Genomic DNA, 20,983 nt, shown 5'->3' with positions numbered 1-20,983 from the left:
TTATGATCAAGGATATATTTTTTGAGGATTTTGAAATTGGCCATGTGAGAGAAGGTGGCTCACGCACAATGACAGAAACGGACTTTGTTGTTCACGCGGGGCATACAGGCGATTTTTATCCACATCATGTTGATGCTGAATTTTGCAAAACTACAGAATTTGGCCAAAGAATTGCGCACGGAACCATGATCTTTAGCATCGGAATGGGCCTTCAATGTGGAGATATCAATCCACGCGCATTCACTTACGGCTACGACAGAATGAGATTTATTAAACCTGTATTTATTAACGATACCATCAAAACTGTTGTAAAAATTGTAGAGAAACGAGACAATCCCAAAAATGCATCACGCGGCTTTGTGACAGAAAAAATAGAGGTTACCAATCAAAACGATGAGTTAGTGTTGGTGTGTGAGCATATTATTAGTGTTGAAAAACGAGCTTAGAGAGGAGTAACTGCAATGAAAGAGGTAATGATGCGAGGAGCTTTTGATGTTGCAATAGTGGAGGGCGAAAAACCTGTTGCAAAAGAAGGAGAGGCGTTGCTTAAAATTTTGTATGGCGGGATATGYGGAAGCGACCTAAGTAGCTACCGAGGAACTATGAAATATATTAACTATCCAACAATTCCAGGACATGAATTTTCAGCTGAGATTGTAGAAATAGGCGAAAACGACAAAGGATTAACTGCAGGAACATTGGTAACAGCGATCCCTTATTTCAACTGTGGCCATTGCTACTCTTGCAAGAAAGGCTTGGTCAATTGTTGCGCAACCAACCAAACGATGGGTATTCATAGGCAAGGCGCATTTGCAGAGTATATTACTTTGTCGACCGAACGTCTTTTTGCCGGCAACGGATTATCAGCCAAAACTTTAGCATTGGTAGAACCATTTTGTATCAGCTATCACGGAATTAAAAAAGCAAACATCACAAAAGGAGATAAAGTTCTCGTTGTTGGTGCGGGCACAATCGGAGTTCTTGCCGCAGTTGCCGCGTTGGCAAAGGATGCCGAAGTAACTATATGCGATATTTCAGATAGCAAAGTTGAGTACGCAAAACGCTTTGGAGTTCAGCACACGATATGCAACACTARCCCCGAGGCGTTTGCAGCAGCAGTTGAACGCATAACTGGTGGAGACGGATATGATATTGTAGTAGAAGCAGTTGGATTGCCATCTACWTTTCAAAATTGTATGGATGCTGTCGCTTTTGGCGGAAAGATGATTCAACTTGGCGTTGGCAAGCAAAACGTAGATCTATTTTTTACCACCATTCAGCAAAAAGAGCTTACTATATTGGGTTCTCGAAATGCTAGACGCGAAGACTTTGCAGAAGCAATCGAGATTTTATCTAGCGGCAAACTAAATATCGACGATGTAGTTACCAATATGTATTCTCTCGATGACGCACCTCAGGCATTTGCGGATTTCGATGCCAATGCCGGATCTATGTTAAAAGTTATGATTGAGTTTTAGGAGGAAGATGTCGTGAAAAGATTTGGTCAAATTATTGAGGTAAAATCCGATAAGCTGCAAGACTACAAGTATCATCACAGCCATCCGTGGCCCGAGATTGATGCCATGATCAAGAAATGTAATATTCAAAATTATTCAATATACTATAAGGATGGGTATTTGTTTAGCTATTACGAATATATTGGCGATGACTATGATGCTGATATGGCCAAAATGGCAGCGGACCCAAAAACTCAAGAATGGTGGGCACTAGTTAAGCCGTTTCAAACACCTCTTGAGACGAGAAAAGATGGCGAGTGGTGGGCCGATATGGAAGAAGTTTATCATTTAGATTAGGAAGGGTTCGGCCACGGGGCTGAATATGGTGATATTTATATGCAACAAATTATTGATGCTCATTTTCACATCTTTGATCCAGATCGATTTTGTGTTGAATGGTTAAAAGAAGTGGACATTTTAAATCGTCCTATTTTGCTATCTGAGTTTGAAGCGCTGGCAGAAGGGGATGACTACAAAGTTGTAGGGGCTGTGCACGTGGAACTTGATACTATTGCGGCTCAGAAAAAAGCTGAAAACGATTATTTTGTTCAACTGGCTGCAGATAGATCAGACTTCGTAAAATCAGTTGTCTTATACGCAGATCTGCTAGATCCCGATATGGAGCAATCTCTAGCAGAATATACAAACAAAAACTCGGTCGCAGGAGTTCGATATATATTACATTTTGATAATACACCTGCTAAAACTTGTCTAAACCCAACTTTTATCGAAAACGTAAAGCAACTCGGAAAGATGAACTTGCATTTTGAAGCTTGTATACGTCCTGGAGAATTGGCCGACTTGTATCAATTGGCAAAGCAATGCCCAGAGACACTTATAGTGCTTAACCATATGGGGCTTCCAGATGTTACTGCAAATATAGAAGAAACCGAAAAATGGAAACAAGGCATCAAATTATTGGCGAGTTTGGATAATGTTGTATGCAAAATTTCGGGGTTGTCCAGTAGTGATGTGACGATCATTACCCCATTCGTAGAATATTGCCTAGACCTATTTGGCGAGAAGCGCGTAATGTTTGCTAGCAATTTTCCAGTTTGTAATTTGAGCATCACCTTCGATGACTGGACAAAAGCAATGCTGAAAATTTTTGAAACTAGACCAGCAAAAGATTTATTCTTCTATAAAAATGCGATGAATATTTATCATATTGGAGGGCTCAGTAATGATCAATAATATCAATGAATTGAAGTATGTTCCTGCTATGCCAGCAGACCCCAAGGCGCGACCTATCTATATAGTTGGTGCCGGCGAAATTATCAGCGATGCCCAAGCTCCTGCGTATAATTTGGCAGGGTATCCGATCAAAGGAATCTATAATCGAACGGTTGCCACTGCGCATAAGGTAGCGGCAAAGTTTGGCATCGAAAAAGTTTATGAAAATCTAGACGAAATGATAGCAGATTGCCATGCCAACAACGGTGTATTTGATGTGGCATTGCCCGCAAATTTAACAGCAAGTATTTTGCGTAAATTGCCAGATGGAAGTGGCGTACTCGTTCAAAAGCCTATGGGTGAAAGTATAGAAGAAGCAACGGAAATTTTGGATATTTGTCATGAAAAAAACTTGGTTGCTGGTGTCAATTTTCAATTGAGACAATCTCCGTATATGATCCAGCTTCGAGAATTGCTTAGCAGCGGGATTATTGGAGAGGTATATGATTTAGACTGGCGAGTGGTGACGCTACAACCATGGCATCTGTGGACATTCTTAAACGATAAAGATAGATGCGAAATTAATTATCATAGTATTCATTATATCGATGCTGTTCGCTCGTTGTTAGGAGAGCCCGCAGCTGTATGGTGCAAGACTATGAAAAGTCCGAAGGCAGCTCAGTTATCGCAAACGGCAAGCACCATTATTTTGGACTATGGCGACACATTGCGTGTTAACATCAGTACTAACCATGGGCACGATTATGCACCAGATTATCAAGACTCCTGCTTAAAAATCGAGGGTACCAAAGGTGCCATCCGCCTAACTCTTGGATTAATTTTAGATTATCCTGCTGGTAGACCAGATAAATTGGAATACATCACTGCATCAGAAGGAGTATGGAAAGAAGTGCCTATAATTGGAAGCTGGTTTCCAGAAGCATTCATTGGAACTATGGGAGGGCTTTTGCGTAAATTAGAAGACCCCGCATATGAATATATGAACAGCGTGGATGATGCTTACCAAACAATGCGCGTTGTGGAAGCTTGTTACAAATCTAATAACAGTGGTGGCACTCGCGTRTARCGGCKATATATATTTACTTGTGCCTAACTAGTTCTTGCGATATAATATGGTAAAGTTTTTTGATGGGAAGTGAAAGTTTATGGAAATAACACCAGTAAAAAAAGTAACCATTACAGAACAAATTATGGAACAGCTTGCAACACAGATAATAGACGGCAAATTGGCCGCGGGTGAACAATTACCTACCGAACGTGAATTAGCRGTGGTATTTAATGTAACTAGAAGTAGAGTTCGCGAAGCACTGCGGGCTCTTTCGTTGATCGGAATGATTGTGATAAAGCCAGGCGAGGGCACGTTTGTATCTGATAACAAAGTCCTGATTCCAGATAAAACGATTACGTGGATATATCATAAAGAACTAAACAATGTAGAAGATATTTACGCTGCCAGACAATTGATCGAAACAGATATTTATCTATCTTGTTTTGACAGAGCAAATCGCAAGATCGTGGCACAGATGAGAAAATTGATAAATGARATAGCGGCTGATGGATGGCGAAAAATTAGTTCCGTGGAATTTCTGGAAAATTTAAACAATTTAGATTTATATGTAGGTTCGGAATGCGGCAATGGCATTTATTTCAAGCTAATGCAAACTTTGGTGTTGCTTCGAACCGAGTCTTCTATTAAGATACTAAACTCTAGTGCTGCTAGAAAATCTGCCATAATGCATCGTGAAAAAATCGTCTGTGCATTCGAAGAGGAGAGTCGAGAGTTGTTAGAGCAACGACTAAATGAATTTTTTGAAGACTCACTAAAAAGTATTATCAAAAAGTAGGCAAATAAAAAGGGACCACCCAACGCAGGTGCATCCCTTATTTTTTATTCCCAAATAGACGARAGACTATATTGTAGATTTTGTAAATTTTTTTCTACTTCAGCGTCAGTAGTATCCTCTTGAGATAAAATTGTTTCTAATACCATTTCGATTTCTGCGATAACAGCATTGCCATTTGGAACAACAGGCTTACTAAACATATGCTCGATTAACCCGGGAATTAATGAATTGGAATCGAGATATTCTTCAGAATTGAGTACACTATTTCGAATTGGGAGATATCCTGTTTCGATAGCCCATTCTAGCTGAATTTCTGGACTTGCTAGAAAGTTGACATATTGCAACGCGGCATCTTGCTCACGCTTGCTCGCGGTAGTGAATATAAAAGCATCAGTYCCCTGCTGTATAGCATACTCGTCCGGATATGATGCTGTGGCTAACTCAAATTTCCCAGCAGCATTTTTYTCTATAAATGTCCCTGCAGCAGTTGAGCCAATATACATMGCTAGTTTTTGATCTCCCATAGGCTGAGATAGATATTTGTCAGTCCCTGCTATTCTGAAATAGCCTTCTTTAATACCGTCCAAATAGTAGTGCGCCATTTCCTTCAAAGCTGCCATCTGATCTTCGTTCGGATCAAATGTAACTCCGAGGTAATTTAAGTAGCTATAAAAATAATTGGATAACGAATCAAATCCAGCTCCTGGAATGCCCTTTTTTTCATAAATCTCTTTTGATACGGTCACAAGCTCATCAAATGTATCGGGTGGAGTCAATCCTAGTTCATCAAATATAGTTTTATTATACCAAATCACTTCGCTAGATTTAGTAAACGGCATTCCATATAACCCTCCATCTATCATCAGATGCGTTAAAAATTCTGGATTTATATCATTGTAGGAAGCTGTTTTATCGGGCGTATCTGTTATCAACGGCAAAATATCTAAGACTAATCCATCTTGAATAGGGTATAAGAGCCAATCTATGTACGCTTGTGTCATTGTAGGTAAATGATCTGGGCTAATTAGAGTCGACGAAATCGTTGCACTTAACTCGTTGTGATCTGGCTGACTTTCTAATTTCACTATAATTTCGGGATTTGCTGCCATAAATCTATCCGTAAGTTCATTTAATAAGACAGCTTGCTCTCCATTAACAACATGCCAAAATGTAATTTCTACCGGCCCCGTTGCTATTTCTTCRTCCTCCGAGGCTTCGCATCCCACTAACATAAATGTTGCTAATAACAAATATAACAATTTTTTCATATCATAYCACCTTTTCTTYTATTTTAAACCTGTTGCCACTACGCCTTTAATAATTTCGCGTCTAAATATAAAGTATAATATTAAAATAGGTAAAACCGTAATAGTTGCAGCTGCCATTTGCAGATGTATGTCTCGATCACTTTGTATAACAAACGAACTAAGACCATCTGATAGCAATCGCATTTCTGGATCATTGGTTATTAAAATTGGCCATATAAACGAATGCCATTCTTCTATAAAACTTAGTAAGCCTATGGTAAAAATCCCTGGTCGCGCTAATGGAATCAACACTTTGGTAATAAATTTAATATCGGGTACTCCAGTCATCTTGGCTGTGTTATAATACGAATTCGGCATTGACGCTAAAAATTTATTAAGGTAAAAAATATAGAAAACGCTTGCAAACGACGGAAGTACCAATCCTGTGTAAGTATTCATGAGTCCAAGTTGAGCAATGGTTTGATAATTACTAAATACTAYAATTTCATCTGGAATCATCAATAGGGCAATCATAGAAACCATCAATAYTCTTTTACCATAAAAATCCAATTTCACACATGCAAACGTCGCTAAAATTGTAGTAACTAGCATACCCAACGTAGAAACTGTYGCTGTTATAAATGTATTAAAAAAATATCGAAAAAATGATGAATTTTGCAACACTTCTACATAATTCAAAAAGTGTAATTCCTCAGGGATGATTTTCATAGGCTGTGCGATTATTTGTTCAAAGGTCATCCAACTTGTTAGTATCATATATAGAAATGGAAACAACGTAATCAGAGCCATTGTAGTTATAAATATGTATACAATTAAGGTTGTTATTTTATTTAACATTTACTCACCTCTTAGTAATTTTTTTTAGAACCAAATTTTGAATTATGGTAAATATCACTATGATAACAAATAGCACCACGGTCGCTGCCATTCCTTCGCCATATCTATTGGTTACATAAAATTTATCATATATGTAGTATACTGCAGTTATTGCGCTATTTGCTATTCCSGGTTTGCCATTGAAAATTGCGTATACTTCTGTATATATTTTRAAGGCATTAATACAATTGACCGTTAGCAAAAATGTTATCATYGGAACAAGTTGTGGCAAAGTGATATTAAATAGTTTTTCATATCCAGTYGCMCCATACATATCAGCCATTTTATAATATTGTTGATTTATATTTCGAATTCCAGACAACAATATAATTATATTAAACGCTATACTCGACCATATTCCAAATATAATTAGGGTCATTAAGGCAGTATCCGGGTTATCCAAAAAATCWATTGGTCCTATGCCTATACGCCCCAAAAAATGATTAATAACACCATAATCTTCATTAAGCAATACACGAAAAATTACTCCTTCTGCTACTGTACTAGTAACATACGGAATAAAAAATATAACTTCGAAAAACCCCCTCATTTTTACTTTTTCATATAGCATAACAGCAATTAATAAAGCAATAATTATGCCCACCGGCACCACAATAAATGAGTATACCGACGTGTTCCAGACTGCTTTATGAAACTTATCATCTGTTAATACTGTAATATAATTTTGAATTCCATTAAATTTTGGATGTGTGAGCGAACCCTTTTGAAATGAAATTTCTATCGTCCGTAATAATGGAAATATATTAAATATTGTGATAATAATTAAAGCTGGTGCCAAAAATAACCAAGCTTTCAATGAATTTCTTTGTTTTTCTTTGTCTATTTTTTTCATTAATACACCCTTATCCCATCAATCGTGAATATATAAATATTTTTATAATCTATTCCAATTAATATTCTATCTCCTTCTGTTAATTTTGTATTTGTATTAACTATTATTTTAGCAATTTGTTTATTTATCTTAAACGTTAAAACACAGTCTCTTCCCACCAGTTCCTTAAGCATTATCGTTGCGCTAAATATTTCGTCTTCATTTAACAAAAAATATTCTGGACGAATCCCTATCAAATAATCTTCTTCTTCTAATTTACGTCGAAATTTTTCGGGTATCAATTTATCTATAGAGATGTTAAAATCTGGTGTAATCAATTCTGATCCTTGCTTTCTCATTATAAATAAGTTTATTGGTGGGTTGCCCATAAATTTTGCAACAAATAAGCTTTCTGGTTCTAAATATAAATTTTGTGGATCATCAAATTGAGCAATAGTTCCATTTTCCATCAATGCAATTCGATCGCTAATTGAGAGCGCTTCTTCTTGATCGTGTGTTACAAATATAGTTGTGATATTCATATTTTTTACTAAACTTCTAATTTCTTCTCTTATTTTTATTCGCAGTTTTGCATCTAAATTATTTAAAGGCTCGTCTAACAATAAAATTTTAGGTTTTTGAATCAAGGCAGCTGCTATTGCCACTCTTTGTTGTTGTCCACCAGATAACTTTGACGGACGCTTATGTTCTAATGCTTCTATATTTGTAATTTCCATATATTCATGTGCACATTTTCTTGCTTCTTCTTCGGAAACTTTATTTTTACCAACTCTTAAAGGAAACATAATATTTTCTAATACTGTCATGTGTGGGTATAGAGCATAATTTTGAAATACTAAGGCTATATTTCTATCTTTCGGATGTGTATTGAGGATAGATTTTCCATAAAATTTAATATCTCCATCAGATGGTTGCAGCAGTCCAGAAATAATATTTAATAGACTAGACTTTCCGCATCCACTGGTGCCTAGAAGGCAGATTAATTCGCCCTCTTTTATAGATAAATTTATTCCTTTTAAAACTTCAAATTTGTTATCATATACTTTACATAAATTTTCTATTACTATCATGTCGTTCACCTATTATATCTTTCTTATAGAATTTTAAAAATATTTTACCTCATTATACCAAATTACCACTCAAATGTAAACCACTTTTGCGATCATGTTATTTCCTTTTGCAAGTTTAAATTACACAAAAATAGTCAATACTTAATAAAAATAAATGTTTACATCGAAAGGCAGGAAAATTATTTTGGAAAACATGCGCATTCCACCACACAGTATCGACGCAGAGCAATCTGTTTTAGGCTCAATTATTATGGACGGTGATTCTGGCGATGCAATTTCTATTGCATCACAAATTTTATCAGCAGATGATTTTTATCGCCCTACTCATAAAGAAATTTTCGCCGCAACTCTCGAACTATACGCAAAAAATACTCCTATAGATATTATAACGCTTAAAGAAAAATTGATAGAACGTGGTCAATTAGAACAAATTGGAGGACTTGATTATCTCGCTAGTCTCACTGCTGTCACTCCAACTTCAGCTCATATCAAAGAATATTCTAACATAGTTGCAGATAAATCTAATTTACGCCGTCTCATTAATGCTTCTGCTAATATTAGTAACAAAAGTTATTCAGCTGAAGAGCCTATTTCTGATATTATGGCTTACGCAGAAGCAGAATTATCTAAYGCACTCTTAAATAAACAAACTGATGATTTTTTACATGTCAATGAAATTATCGTCACAACCATAAATAAAATCGAACAAGCAAATAGAGCGGGAGGGCAAATTACTGGAATACCCACAGGCTTTACGGACATAGACTATAAGACTTCTGGATTACAACCTTCAGAKTTAATTTTGGTAGCCGCAAGACCTTCTATGGGAAAAACTGCTTTTGCATTAAACATAATTCAGGCTGCCGCTATTGTAAATCATAAAAAAGTAGCTATATTTAGCTTRGAAATGGCAAAAGATCAACTCGTAAATAGAATGCTTTGCAGCGAGGCGCACGTGGATGCTCAAAAAATACGAACCGGACAATTAAATACTGCCGATTTTGATGCCTTAGCGCATGCCATTCCTAAAATTACCGGAGCGGATGTTTTTATCGACGATACTGCAGGGATTTCGGTTATGGATATGAGAGCTAAATGTCGTAGGCTTAAGATGGAAAAAGGCTTAGATTTAATTATGATCGATTATCTACAACTTATGAGTGGAAATCCTAGATCTGAGTCTCGACAGCAAGAGATTTCAGAGATTTCCAGATCACTAAAGGCTCTCGCACGTGAGATGAATGCTCCGGTAATTGCTTTGTCGCAACTTTCGCGGGCCTGTGAATCTCGTGCCGATCATCGACCTATGCTATCAGATCTTAGAGAATCGGGTGCCATCGAGCAAGATGCAGACGTTGTTATGTTTTTATATAGGGATGAGTATTATAATCCAGAGACAGATAAAAAAAATATAGGCGAAGTTATTATTGCCAAGCAACGTAATGGCCCTACAGGAACTGTTGAGCTTACTTGGCTCGGAAAATATACTAAGTTTGTTGATACTGCTAAAGATACTCAACATCGATAAAGAGATTTGTTCAAAAGAAGCTTGCTTTGAATCGTTTTATTGCTAAAGCTTAAATATATTTTGATTATATGCATAGATTAAACAAAAATTTTATATATTTGAAATGATAGAAAAAACGGAGGTACTTCGATGGATTTTTTTAAATTGATAGAAGACACACGAATTCAAACTGATAAATCTTTAAATATAACTTTCTTGGAATACTTATATATTTTAGATAAAGATCCGACAATATACAAACTTGCACATCAACGACTCTATGCTCAACTGATACTAAATACTTTTGAAAACAACTTTTTTGGAATGGAGAACACTTTAACTAGCATTAAAAATTACTTCTTTGCTGCAGCGAATGGTGGCGAAGAAGCAAGACAAATTTTATATTTAGTAGGTCCTGTTGGCGCCGGAAAATCTTCTTTAATAGATTCGATCAAACAATTGCTAGAAAACAGCCCTGCTATATATCATTTGGATGGTTGCCCTATGCACGAAGAACCATTACATTTGATACCAAAACAAATTAGAAAACATTTCGAAGATGCTTTGGGTCTCAAGATACAAGGCGATCTTTGCCCTAAGTGTAAATATAGATTGATTCACGAGTTTAATGGTAAATACGAAAATTTCCCAATTACTTCTAGCAAATTTAGCGTATCCAAGCGTTTAGGCATTGGTGTGGTACCTCCTGTAGACTCTAATAATCAGGATACCTCCATCTTGATTGGCTCTGTGGATATTTCTAAAATGGATTTATACCCAGAAGATGACCCTCGAGTTTTTTCTCTAAACGGTGCTTTTCATGCAGCAAACAGAGGGATTATAGAATTTATAGAGGTCTTTAAGAATGATGTGGAGTATTTATATACAATGCTCACTGCAACTCAAGAAAAATTGATTCCATCTCCCTCTCGCGGAGAAATGTTATACTTTGACGGAATCATATTAGCACACTCTAATGAAGCAGAATGGAATAAATTTAAAGCAGATCCGACCAATGAAGCGATTTTGGATAGAATTGTAAAAATAGAAGTGCCTTATTGTCTAATATTGGATGACGAAATTAAAATTTATAAAAAATTTTTGGAACAAACCAATTTTGGGGTACACATTGCACCTCACACGCTTCGCGTTGCTGCTCAATTTGCAATTTTAACGAGACTACTTCCTTCGGATAATGTTGATTTATTTACCAAGCTTAAAATTTATAATTCCGAAGAGACAGGTGTTGATATTTCTAAAGTAGCACACGAAGGGATGAAAGGCATCTCTGTTAGATTTATAATGAAAACATTTGGAAAAGCCTTTGCTAGTTGCGGTAAATGCTTAACTCCACCTCATTTTATGGCAGTATTAGAAAATGAGATCAAAGATATGATTTTACCTGAAAATGTTAAAAAGCAATATATCGAATTTTTGGAGGTCTATGTGAAAAAAGATTATCAAAAATCATTGGAAGAAGATGTKGYCACAAATTTTATATATAGTTACACAGAACAAGCCCAGGCTATATTTGATCGCTATGTAGATATMGCAGTTGCCTCAGATGAAATAGACGAAACAGCCGAAGAATTTATGACTGAGATCGAAATGCAGTTAAATATCTCTGCTAGTGCTGCAAAAGGCTTTCGCCAAGATGTGGCCGCCTATGTGCGCACTCAAGCTAACTTGGGAAATTTAATAGAATATACTTGCTATCCACCTCTCAAAAAAGCTATCGAAACAAAGCTTGTTACTTCATTAAAACAGCTTACTCGAGTTGTCACTGCCGAGAATTCTAACGCCGGCTCGGATCGCCAAAAGTATGATGATATGATCGCCAAATTGATAGAAGCTGGATATTGCTCCACATGTGCCAAAGATACATTGGACTATCTGGCCTATTTCATTCATCGAGGTTAAAACAATGGCTATATTTAGAGATTTTTCGGACCATGTATCATACACTCCCATCTGCGACGCAAAGAGGCATAGAAAATTGGTTGAGAAAAGCATCAGAGAAAATATTGATATGCTAATTGTAGGCGAAAGTATTACAGAAACAGCGGCGGGCAATATTGTTAAAGTTAGAATACAAGAGCTTCCGGAATATAGATTTAAATTTGGATCTTCTACAGAATACGTTGCTATTGGCGATGGCGATGAAGTGGTAAATGAAAAATGTGACTTTGAAATGGAAGCTAGCAATGAGGCGGGCCTAGATATTTATGAAAGCGAAATCGTGTTAGACGATGCTCTCGCTTTGCTGTTTGAACAGCTAGAATTGCCCAACTTATATGAAAAGAAATTCAAAAATCTGGAATATTTTAGCACTCAAAAAAGATCAGGCATCAAAAAAACTGGTATATATCCTCGGTTTGCGAAAAAAAGAACTCTTCAAGAAAAAATTATACGCAATAAGAATGGTCGGTTTATTAATCAAGATATTAGATATCAATCTCTTGCCAAAAAGCAAATCAATCATTCAAATGCTGTTATCGTGTGCATTATGGATACCTCAGGTTCTATGGGAACAACAAAAAAGGATATGGCTAAAAGCTTTTATTTTCTTTTGTACCAATTTATCAAAATTCGATACGCCAAAGTGGAGATGATATTTATTGCCCATAGCACTATCGCTAAAGAAGTTACAGAAAATGACTTTTTTCACAAAGGTGAAAGTGGCGGTACATACATCAGCTCTGGATACACAAAAGCTTTAGAGATCATAAAAGAACGATACGATCCTCGTCTTTGGAACGTATATACCTTTCACTGCAGTGACGGTGATAACTGGACTGATGATAACAATTTAGCTGTTAGTTTAGCAAACGAACTTTGCTCATGTTCAAATCTATTTGGCTATATCGAGATCAAAACTAACAATTATTCCAGTGTAATTTTAAACGAGTATAATGCTCATATAACTAGCAATAATTTTTTGGCACTCAAAATTTTCAAAAAATCTGATATCTTCGAAGTTTTTAAAAAAGTAGTTGATTGCGAGGTACATGATGACATTAATGGATTATAGCAACCAAATAGAAGCACTAGAACAGCAATACGGATTGTCCTTTTATCCCCAAGAATTTGAATTTGTTAATCAATCTGATATGATAGGATATATGACATATGCAGGTTTTATCAATCACTATCCACATTGGAGCTTTGGTAAATTGTTTGATAGATTAAAATCTACCAAAACTTCTTTTGAAGTTGTTATAAACAACAATCCCTGTATTGCGTATTTATTAAAAACTAATTCTCAGCTTACTCAGATACTTATTATTGCCCATGTATTTGCCCACAACGACTTCTTTAAGAACAATGTATTTTTTACAGAAAATCAAGGTCCCAAAGACGCTATTACCATGTTTAAATATCACTCTCAGCGCATACGAGAATATATCAGAGAATTTGGAGAAGCTGCAGTGGAAGATATTTTAACTGCAGCACATTCCATTAAAAGCTATTGCGCGCAGGGCTCTCTACTAGACTTTATTGCACAGAATACCACGGGTTGGCAATCTGATATAATACAAATCGTAGCGCAACAAAATAGGTATTTTCAACCACAAATAGAAACTAAAATTATCAATGAAGGGTGGGCTAGTTTTTGGCATTACAAAATTTTAAACGAACTTAATTTGCCAGCAGATAAATATTTTGAATTTATTTCACTACATAATACTGTAATTTCACCCACGAAAGGTACGTTAAATCCATATTATATAGGTTTTAAAATTTGGACTGATATTTATGAAAAAAATGATATCGCAAAAATGCTGGCCGTGCGTGAATTTAACAATGACAGTTCATTCATCCGAAATTATCTCACTGAAAAATTATGCGCAGAAATGAACTTGTTTTCATATACCAATAAGGATGCAGTTTCAACTGTAAAAACATCTTCGAATGAATTCACAAAAATACAAACTACATTAATTAATCATATTGGTAAAAATAGTGTTCCCGAAATGGAGATAGTCGAATATAATAATAATATGTTTACTATATTACACATTTTTGATGGACGAGAATTAGACTTATTGTACACAACTGAAACTCTAAAGCATATCCAATCATTGCTTAAAAGAGAAATTACGCTTATTACTGATTTTTCTGGCATCACACGCAAAATTATTTGTGATAATCAAAACAAAATTTATGTACAAAACTTTACCAGTTGACTAACAGTTCATAACTATCCATAATAGAATGTATCATTATAACAAAAGGAGAAGATTATGAATAAATTTGATTTACTGTCACTTGGAGAAATAATGTTACGCCTATCACCACCTATGAACGAACGACTTACTCGAGGCAATTCGCTTGAAAAAAACGTAGGCGGCGCTGAGCTCAATGTTCTTAGTGGAGTGGCTCAGTTGGGTCTTAGAACTGGTGTCATTTCAAAAGTACCGGCAAACGATATCGGTGAATATGCYAAAAATGGAATACGATTTGTTGGGGTAAGTGACGATTATCTGCTATTTGATACCTCAAAAGATGCGCGTCTTGGTATATACTTTTATGAAAATGGAGCATATCCTAGAAAACCTCGTATCTGCTATGATCGAGCACACAGCTCTATCCAAAAAATTGTTGCATCCGAATTTCCAGCAGATATGTATACCCAAACAAAATGCTTTCACACAACAGGCATCACGCTCGCTTTATGCCATAACACCAAACAATGCGCTATAGAAATGATGAAGAAATTTAARGACGCAGGAGCACTGATCTCATTTGATGTAAACTTTAGAAGCAACCTCTGGAGTGGTGATCAAGCCCGCGAATGTATTAACCAAATATTACCGTTAGTGGATATTTTCTTTTGCTCTGATAGTACCGCAAGACTYACATTTAACAAAGAAGGTGATACRAAAGACATCTTGCGTAGCTTTGCTAACGAATATGATATAAGTATAGTAGCAGCAACAAATAGACTCGTACACAGTCCCAAACTACATTCTTTTACTTCTATTATTTACAAAAAAGAAAATGATGATTTTTATGAAGAAAAACCATATCATCATATAGATGTTGTAGACAGAATAGGTAGTGGGGACGCCTATATTTCGGGAGTACTATATGGGTTATTGAAATATAATATGGAYGCTAAARMAGCTCTAGAGTTTGGCAACGCAACCGCATCAGTCAAGAATACAATACCTGGCGATTTGCAGTCATTAAACAAAATAGAGATAGAACAGATTATTGAAAGTCACAAAAGCGAAGACGCAAGTTTAGAAATGGTTCGTTAAAACTTGCAATTTTTATGTAAATAGTGTATAATAAAGTCATATTTTAATTTTGTTCAAATCGAGGGGGAATTTATTTGGAAGGGCAACCGCAGGTCAAAAGGTTTACTTTTTGGGGAAGTTTATTTCGTAGACAGGAAAAAAAATCAGTATCTGAAGAATCCATTCTACGGTTAATAGATGAAGGCAGTAAAGAGGGAATTATAGATGTAACTTCAAAAGAAATGATAGAGGGGATTTTGGATTTTCATGGCAAAAATGCAAATGAAGTTATGACACCAAGACCCGAAATCGTGGCCATCGATATATCCAAAGATATTGATGAGATTATAGATTTTGTTTTGGAGACATCTTTTGCTCGACTGCCAGTATACGAAGGGGATGTCCACAAAGTTATCGGGGTGCTACATGTTCAAACATTTTTAGGCCATCTTTACAAATGTCAAAGAGAATTGAAAGCAGTAATATTAGAAGACGTTCTTGACAAACCATATATTGTTCCAGAAGCAAAAAACATAAAGAAACTTTTAAAAGAAATGCAGGCTGAGAAAAAACATATGGCAATTATTTGTGATGAATACGGGGATGTTTCTGGTATTGTAACTCTTAATGATATAATGTTAGAAATAATAGGAGATATTCAAGATGATGATAGTGAGGACACAGCTATTACGTTGCAAGACGATGGTTCATACTTAGTGGATGGGCTAGCTCATTTAGACGATATTAACAAAAGGCTGAATATCGATTTAGAATGTGAACATTATGATACTGTTAGTGGATTTGTAATTCACTTATTGGGCGAAATACCTAAAGATCTTGTGAAAGTTAACTACAATGGTATAACATTTGAGATAAAAAATATTAAAGGAAACCGAGTTGAAAAACTTCAAATCTACAAAAAGAAAAATGAAGTTTTAATTTAATTAAGTTATTTTACAATCCCCCCCTAAATTTTAGAGGGGACTTTTTTTGTCTATTTATTACATACTACAACAACCTGATATGGCATAAGCTGTTTTTCCACTTTGCTATAATTATTAAATAACACGTCTCCAGTGCTACCAAGATCATGAGCCTGTTTCTGATCAGTAAAATTAGCAACAAGAGTAAATTTTGGCTTTTCCATTTTTAGCACACCGTTATCTTCTGAAAACTTCGCTTTTTGCTTAATCCAATCATAATGCTCTTTTCTAAACTTGATCACCTTCTGATAATACTTATATACTCCAAGCTCATTGGTCAAATCTCGTAGTGCATTTACATGCGTATAATTATCTACCACATCCAACCAAGGATTTCCGGTTGTAAAGCCCGCATTTGATGTGTCATTCCACTGCATAGGAACGCGCGCATTATCCCTTGAGGTAAATGCAATTTTTTCCATTATTGTTTTCTCATCAAATCCTTGCTCCTTTAAAAGTTCGTAAGCATTGAGTGTTTCAACATCATTATATTTATTGATATCATGCCAATGCGCGTTTGTCATACCAATTTCTTCACCTTGGTAAATATACAAATCTCCTGCCATCAACCCAAACAACGTAATGAGCAACTTGGAACTTTGCATGCGGTATTGAGTATCATTTAGCCAACGCGATATCATTCTCGGCGCATCATGACTACCAGTTACTAATGCTTCGACTCCAGTATATTCGTTTTGCCATGTATCAAAACAGTCACAAAGCTCTTTTAGATCGAGCTCTTTAGTATGCCATTTGTCTTTTCCATCTACAGTATTTAGCAAAAAATGGTTAAAATGAAACGCCTCTGACAATCCTTTATCATGGCACATTTTATATTGTTCTTCTAGCGATGTCCCCCAGCATTCCCCCACTGTTAGCAACTTGTCTTGGAATGTGTTTTCATTAAGCTCTTTTAAATATTCTATAAACTTGGGTCCATGCCCCGTAATCAGCTTATCAGGCTCTTTTCCAATCAAATAAATTACGTCTAGTCTAAAGCCTTCCACGCCTTTGTCGATCCAATAATTAATCATATCATAAATATCTTTTCTAACCGCCGGATTAGCCCAATTTAAATCTGGTTGCGAACTATCAAACAAATGCAAATAATACTTGCCTACCTCTTTACTATATGTCCAAGCAGATCCACCAAAAAAGGATTCAATAGCATTAGGCGCGTCTTGCCAAATATAATAATCATAATACTTAGGATCTTTTTGCAGTGCCTTCTTAAACCACTCGTGCTCGCTAGAAGTATGGTTTAAAACCAAATCCATCATAATTTTCATTCCACGTGCCTTTGCTTGTGTGATCAATCTTTGATAGTCTTCGTTAGTTCCAAAAAGTGGATCGATAGTTACATAGTCAGAAATATCATATCCATTATCTTTTTGCGGAGACATACAGCAGGGAGAAAGCCATATATAATCAACTCCCAAATCTTGTATATAATCTAACTTTTCAATGATGCCATTAATATCTCCGTAACCATTTCCGGTAGTATCATTAAAGCTTTTCGGATAAATTTGGTAAATAACTTTGTTCTCAAACATAATTTTGTTATCCTTTCTATTTAATAATCTTTTGTCATTATAATTACTCAATTATCTCGTGTCAAGGATTGCATGTCTCACATCCACGGCATAATGTTAGGGATTCTTCAAAGATTTTTTGTAATGTAATTATAAAATTTTTATTGCTATAGTTTTTATTTCTATGCAGTACAATCTCCGTAGGGCATAAATGCATCAGTATGTGCATAATTTGATCCTCTACTTTCGCATACACAAAATCTACTCCGTCACAATATTTTGCTAAATAATGCTTGGTCTTGTCTTCGTATTTTTCATCTAATAAAACAATTTCTTTATCTTTTTTACAATAAACATGTAAAATATCTACTACTGCAGGTTGGGTTTGTTTAAAGTTTTTAAAATATTTCATGAAATCTATATAATTTAAACCGGTCTCATAATCATATATAGTTTGTAGCATAATATCTTCCAAAATAACTTTATACTTATGTACTCTAAAAAYCATCCATCCATCCAAGTTGATTCTATCGTTGCTTTTTAAAAAATCGCATAACGGTGTATACAACAAATGATATGATATCATCGAAAACCCTTCTTCATTTTTTAGATAATTACCCTTCATAAATATTTCAAAAATTTCCTTCTTGTATTCCATTATTAGATCTGATCGCCTGCTAAGATATGTTTTTGCAAATCGCATCAAAATTTCTAGATGTAAAAAATCATATATAACCATCGTTATTATTTCTAATACCGAAATTTGTTCCTCATCTGGATAGCTATATGCTATATAATTAGGGGTTGATTTCCATTTTCCCAATTTATTTGTTTGGTTCATAGCTTTTATCAACTTGTCTGCTTGTGATGTCATTATAATTATAGTTTTCATTCTAGTAATAAGCTCCTTTTATTGTGTCACTTCCTTTATTATATGCAGACCTTGGTTATCGAGTGCAACTATACGATTTTTCTAAAAATAAAAAAGGAGGGATTATTCCACCCTCTCGATATGTTTAATCTATATTGTATATTGTTAAAAATCTATTGATAATTGCACAAATTTCGGCACGTGTTGCTGTACCTTTTGGATCCAGTCTATTCCCATCTTTACCAGCTAGGATGCCGTTTGCTATTGCCCACTCGAATGCTGGAACTGCCCATCTAGAAACCGTCGCCCCGTCGTTAAAGGCATACACGCTAGATGCTCCTATAGGTGCTATCCCGACATACATAGAATAATTGTATATCGCAAATACCAATTCTTCTCGCGTTAAAGGTGCATTCGGCCTAAATGTATTGTCGCCATAGCTGTTAAATAAATTGTTTTCTGCTGTCCAAGTTACAAACTTAACAAACCAATCAGAGTACATAACATCTGAGTATCCATTTGCTGTTAATACATTAGGCTTATCTGCAACACTATACAAAATCGTTGCCAACTGCGCCCTTGTTGCTGTACTATGAGGCTCGAATGTATTATATGTCATTCCTGTTATATGCCCTGCAATATACAGATCCAAAACATCTTTATAGAACCATTCTGCTGGATTTACCATGTCTATAAATGGATTTATTAGCGGATAGTTGATCGGTTCTTTGTTTTGGTTGCTGGATGAGCCGCCGCTTGATGAGCCGCCGCTTGATGAACTGCCGCTTGATGAGCCGCCGCCTGATGAGCCACCACTTGATGAGCCACCGCCTGATGAGCCACCACTTGATGAGCCACCGCCTGATGAGCCACCGCCTGATGAGCCGCCACCGCCTGATGAGCCGCCACCGCCTGATGAACCGCCACCGCCTGATGAGCTGCCACCGCCTGATGAGCCGCCACCGCCTGATGAGCCGCCGCCACCTGATGAACCGCCACCACCTGATGAGCCGCCATCGTCATCGTCATCGTCATCGTCCAAATCTTCTACATAGTCTATGTCTGCAATCATATAGACTCCCAGTGTATCTGTATCAAATCTCGCTTCATCTGCTGCTGTAGAATATACTGTATCCATAATTTTAACGTCGCCATCATCAAATACTTGACACACGACAACGTCATCTGGATCCATATTTCTTCCTAAATCAAATGGAAGACTAACAGCGATTTCACCATCAAGTCTTTCTATTAAATCATTTCTCTTATAGACTTCAATCTTATATGCGTCGTTGTCATCAATTGTTTTTCGTTGACGACTAGTTGTACCTTCTGTCGGAATAATTCTAAAGCTTATATCGTTCCCATTCGCTTGGTCTATTAAGTCTTCAAATGCTTCCTCGTCAAACTCTAAGGTGCCCACTTCTGTCGAAATCTCCAATTCGGCGTTTCCTTCATTTACCAAATTTTCTAATTTATCTGCATCTAGGCTAATATCAAATCCCTCAATACCATATGACGTTTCAAGCGAAATTTTTAGCTTTGGAATCGCATCTTCTTTTTTAGATTCTTTAATAATCGAATCCACTGCACTCTCTATGTAAGTATCGTCTATGTCAAAGTAGATTATCTCATTAGAAGCGTATTCATCGTAAATTTCTATTTCTATTTCTCCTTCGGCAACGCCACCACGCTCTTCCGCTTCGTACACATATACATTTTCCCAGTATGTATCTCCTCCACCAYCACCATCTATATAATCRTCTATGTCGTACGATGGCTGTTCTTTTACTTCCGTTTTATCAGTGTATATATATTCCACTTCATCTATAATACCATTTAACGTCGCTTCCGCACTTCCTAAATCAATATAAAATGTTGAGGACAAAAAACTGTCTTTTGTTGGTGCTATTACAAATATTTTATTTTTACTAATTATATAATGCGAGCCATCATTTAGCGTGTCCTCAAAATATGCTTGGTCTATTGTAATATTTTGATCAAATGTAATTTCAATAGCTTTAATACTATTTTCTTCTAATCCGTAAACTTCGAGCTGATTACTCTCTACATGATAGGTAAAACTAGGGTCGGATGCTCTGGTTGCCGCTATTGTTTGTGCTCCATTCAGTAGGCCGCTAAAAACAAGGGCTGCAATGGCCATTGTTGTTATTTTTTTACTCATCGCTATTCTCCTTATTTGTTATAAATTTTATCTAGTCGGT

General features: G+C 35.9%; 19 protein-coding genes. 12 read left to right on the top strand and 7 right to left on the bottom strand.

Features of this window, described 5'->3' with window-relative positions:
* Positions 1–2 precede the first annotated feature (2 nt).
* The 6 genes from EPU_RS00145 to EPU_RS00120 all read left to right on the top strand — a co-directional run bounded on the left by EPU_RS00145 (position 3) and on the right by EPU_RS00120 (position 4,555).
* Positions 3–446, top strand: a complete 444-nt coding sequence (locus EPU_RS00145) for a MaoC family dehydratase (protein WP_010165685.1) — start codon at positions 3–5, stop codon at positions 444–446.
* A gap of 15 nt (positions 447–461) precedes the next feature.
* The gene (locus tag EPU_RS00140) at positions 462–1,478 is read left to right on the top strand and encodes a zinc-binding alcohol dehydrogenase family protein (protein ID WP_029487685.1); all 1,017 of its coding nucleotides are present in this window, start codon (positions 462–464) and stop codon (positions 1,476–1,478) included.
* 12 nt (positions 1,479–1,490) lie between these two features.
* The gene (locus tag EPU_RS00135; protein WP_010165683.1) at positions 1,491–1,814 is read left to right on the top strand and encodes an L-rhamnose mutarotase; all 324 of its coding nucleotides are present in this window, start codon (positions 1,491–1,493) and stop codon (positions 1,812–1,814) included.
* A gap of 39 nt (positions 1,815–1,853) precedes the next feature.
* Positions 1,854–2,711 carry an amidohydrolase family protein gene (locus EPU_RS00130; RefSeq protein WP_010165682.1) on the top strand — a complete coding sequence of 286 codons (858 nt, stop codon included), beginning with the start codon at positions 1,854–1,856 and terminating at the stop codon, positions 2,709–2,711.
* Entirely contained in the window at positions 2,701–3,777 is a 1,077-nt protein-coding gene (locus EPU_RS14500; RefSeq protein WP_029487684.1) for a Gfo/Idh/MocA family protein, read from the top strand. Before EPU_RS00130 ends, EPU_RS14500 begins: the two co-directional genes overlap by 11 nt.
* A 79-nt stretch (positions 3,778–3,856) precedes the next feature.
* Entirely contained in the window at positions 3,857–4,555 is a 699-nt protein-coding gene (locus EPU_RS00120) for a FadR/GntR family transcriptional regulator (protein ID WP_029487683.1), read from the top strand.
* Positions 4,556–4,599: 44 nt separating this feature from the next.
* Here the strand turns inward: EPU_RS00120 and EPU_RS14575 are convergent, their stop codons facing one another.
* From EPU_RS14575 to EPU_RS00100, 4 genes are all read right to left on the bottom strand, one after another.
* Complete coding sequence (locus EPU_RS14575; protein WP_416386293.1) at positions 4,600–5,787, bottom strand: extracellular solute-binding protein; 1,188 nt, start codon at positions 5,785–5,787, stop codon at positions 4,600–4,602.
* 54 nt (positions 5,788–5,841) lie between these two features.
* Positions 5,842–6,414 carry a carbohydrate ABC transporter permease gene (locus EPU_RS14495; protein WP_255347238.1) on the bottom strand — a complete coding sequence of 191 codons (573 nt, stop codon included), beginning with the start codon at positions 6,412–6,414 and terminating at the stop codon, positions 5,842–5,844.
* 250 nt (positions 6,415–6,664) lie between these two features.
* Entirely contained in the window at positions 6,665–7,552 is an 888-nt protein-coding gene (locus tag EPU_RS00105; protein WP_029487680.1) for a carbohydrate ABC transporter permease, read from the bottom strand.
* Positions 7,552–8,622, bottom strand: a complete 1,071-nt coding sequence (locus EPU_RS00100; RefSeq protein WP_010165677.1) for an ABC transporter ATP-binding protein — start codon at positions 8,620–8,622, stop codon at positions 7,552–7,554. The genes EPU_RS00105 and EPU_RS00100 overlap by 1 nt, the downstream gene beginning before the upstream one ends.
* Before the next feature lie 193 nt (positions 8,623–8,815).
* On the opposite strand from EPU_RS00100, the gene dnaB reads away from it, so the two are divergent.
* From dnaB to EPU_RS10925, 6 genes are all read left to right on the top strand, one after another.
* On the top strand, positions 8,816–10,150 hold the full coding sequence (gene dnaB, locus EPU_RS00095) for a replicative DNA helicase (protein ID WP_242650826.1): 1,335 nt from the start codon (positions 8,816–8,818) through the stop codon (positions 10,148–10,150).
* A 129-nt stretch (positions 10,151–10,279) separates the two neighbouring features.
* Entirely contained in the window at positions 10,280–12,049 is a 1,770-nt protein-coding gene (locus tag EPU_RS00090; RefSeq protein ID WP_029487678.1) for a serine protein kinase, read from the top strand.
* 4 nt (positions 12,050–12,053) lie between these two features.
* Positions 12,054–13,160, top strand: a complete 1,107-nt coding sequence (locus EPU_RS00085; protein WP_010165674.1) for a DUF444 family protein — start codon at positions 12,054–12,056, stop codon at positions 13,158–13,160.
* Entirely contained in the window at positions 13,138–14,316 is a 1,179-nt protein-coding gene (locus EPU_RS00080; RefSeq protein ID WP_083792500.1) for a SpoVR family protein, read from the top strand. Before EPU_RS00085 ends, EPU_RS00080 begins: the two co-directional genes overlap by 23 nt.
* Positions 14,317–14,373: 57 nt before the next feature.
* On the top strand, positions 14,374–15,393 hold the full coding sequence (locus EPU_RS00075) for a sugar kinase (RefSeq protein WP_029487675.1): 1,020 nt from the start codon (positions 14,374–14,376) through the stop codon (positions 15,391–15,393).
* 74 nt (positions 15,394–15,467) lie between these two features.
* Positions 15,468–16,316, top strand: coding sequence for a hemolysin family protein (locus tag EPU_RS10925; RefSeq protein ID WP_010165671.1), 849 nt, complete (start codon positions 15,468–15,470; stop codon positions 16,314–16,316).
* Between the two features lie 50 nt (positions 16,317–16,366).
* Here EPU_RS10925 and EPU_RS00065 read toward each other — a convergent pair whose 3' ends face one another.
* The 3 genes from EPU_RS00065 to EPU_RS12455 all read right to left on the bottom strand — a co-directional run bounded on the left by EPU_RS00065 (position 16,367) and on the right by EPU_RS12455 (position 20,943).
* A complete protein-coding gene (locus EPU_RS00065; RefSeq protein ID WP_010165670.1) occupies positions 16,367–17,908 on the bottom strand; it encodes an alpha-glucosidase in 1,542 nt (513 codons plus the stop codon).
* 61 nt (positions 17,909–17,969) lie between these two features.
* A complete protein-coding gene (ytxC, locus tag EPU_RS00060; protein WP_010165669.1) occupies positions 17,970–18,779 on the bottom strand; it encodes a sporulation protein YtxC in 810 nt (269 codons plus the stop codon).
* 124 nt (positions 18,780–18,903) lie between these two features.
* Positions 18,904–20,943 (bottom strand): S-layer homology domain-containing protein, encoded by a 2,040-nt coding sequence (locus tag EPU_RS12455; RefSeq protein ID WP_029487673.1) that lies wholly within the window; start codon positions 20,941–20,943, stop codon positions 18,904–18,906.
* Positions 20,944–20,983: the final 40 nt, after the last annotated feature.

Origin of the sequence: Candidatus Epulonipiscium viviparus (assembly GCF_000171335.1) — a bacterium.
Lineage (GTDB): Bacteria > Bacillota > Clostridia > Lachnospirales > Cellulosilyticaceae > Epulonipiscioides > Epulonipiscioides viviparus.
The sequence above is the reverse complement of the archived record's forward strand: the minus strand, read 5'-3'. Positions and strand labels throughout refer to the sequence as shown.

Bases quoted from the DNA above. Each gene is read 5' to 3' on its own strand.
- EPU_RS00145 (WP_010165685.1), top strand. From the start codon at position 3: ATGATCAAGGATATATTTTTTGAGGATTTTGAAATTGGCCATGTGAGA.
- EPU_RS00130 (WP_010165682.1), top strand. From the start codon at position 1,854: ATGCAACAAATTATTGATGCTCATTTTCACATCTTTGATCCAGATCGA.
- EPU_RS00100 (WP_010165677.1), bottom strand. From the start codon at position 8,622: ATGATAGTAATAGAAAATTTATGTAAAGTATATGATAACAAATTTGAA.
- EPU_RS00085 (WP_010165674.1), top strand. From the start codon at position 12,054: ATGGCTATATTTAGAGATTTTTCGGACCATGTATCATACACTCCCATC.
- EPU_RS00080 (WP_083792500.1), top strand. From the start codon at position 13,138: ATGATGACATTAATGGATTATAGCAACCAAATAGAAGCACTAGAACAG.
- EPU_RS00065 (WP_010165670.1), bottom strand. From the start codon at position 17,908: ATGTTTGAGAACAAAGTTATTTACCAAATTTATCCGAAAAGCTTTAAT.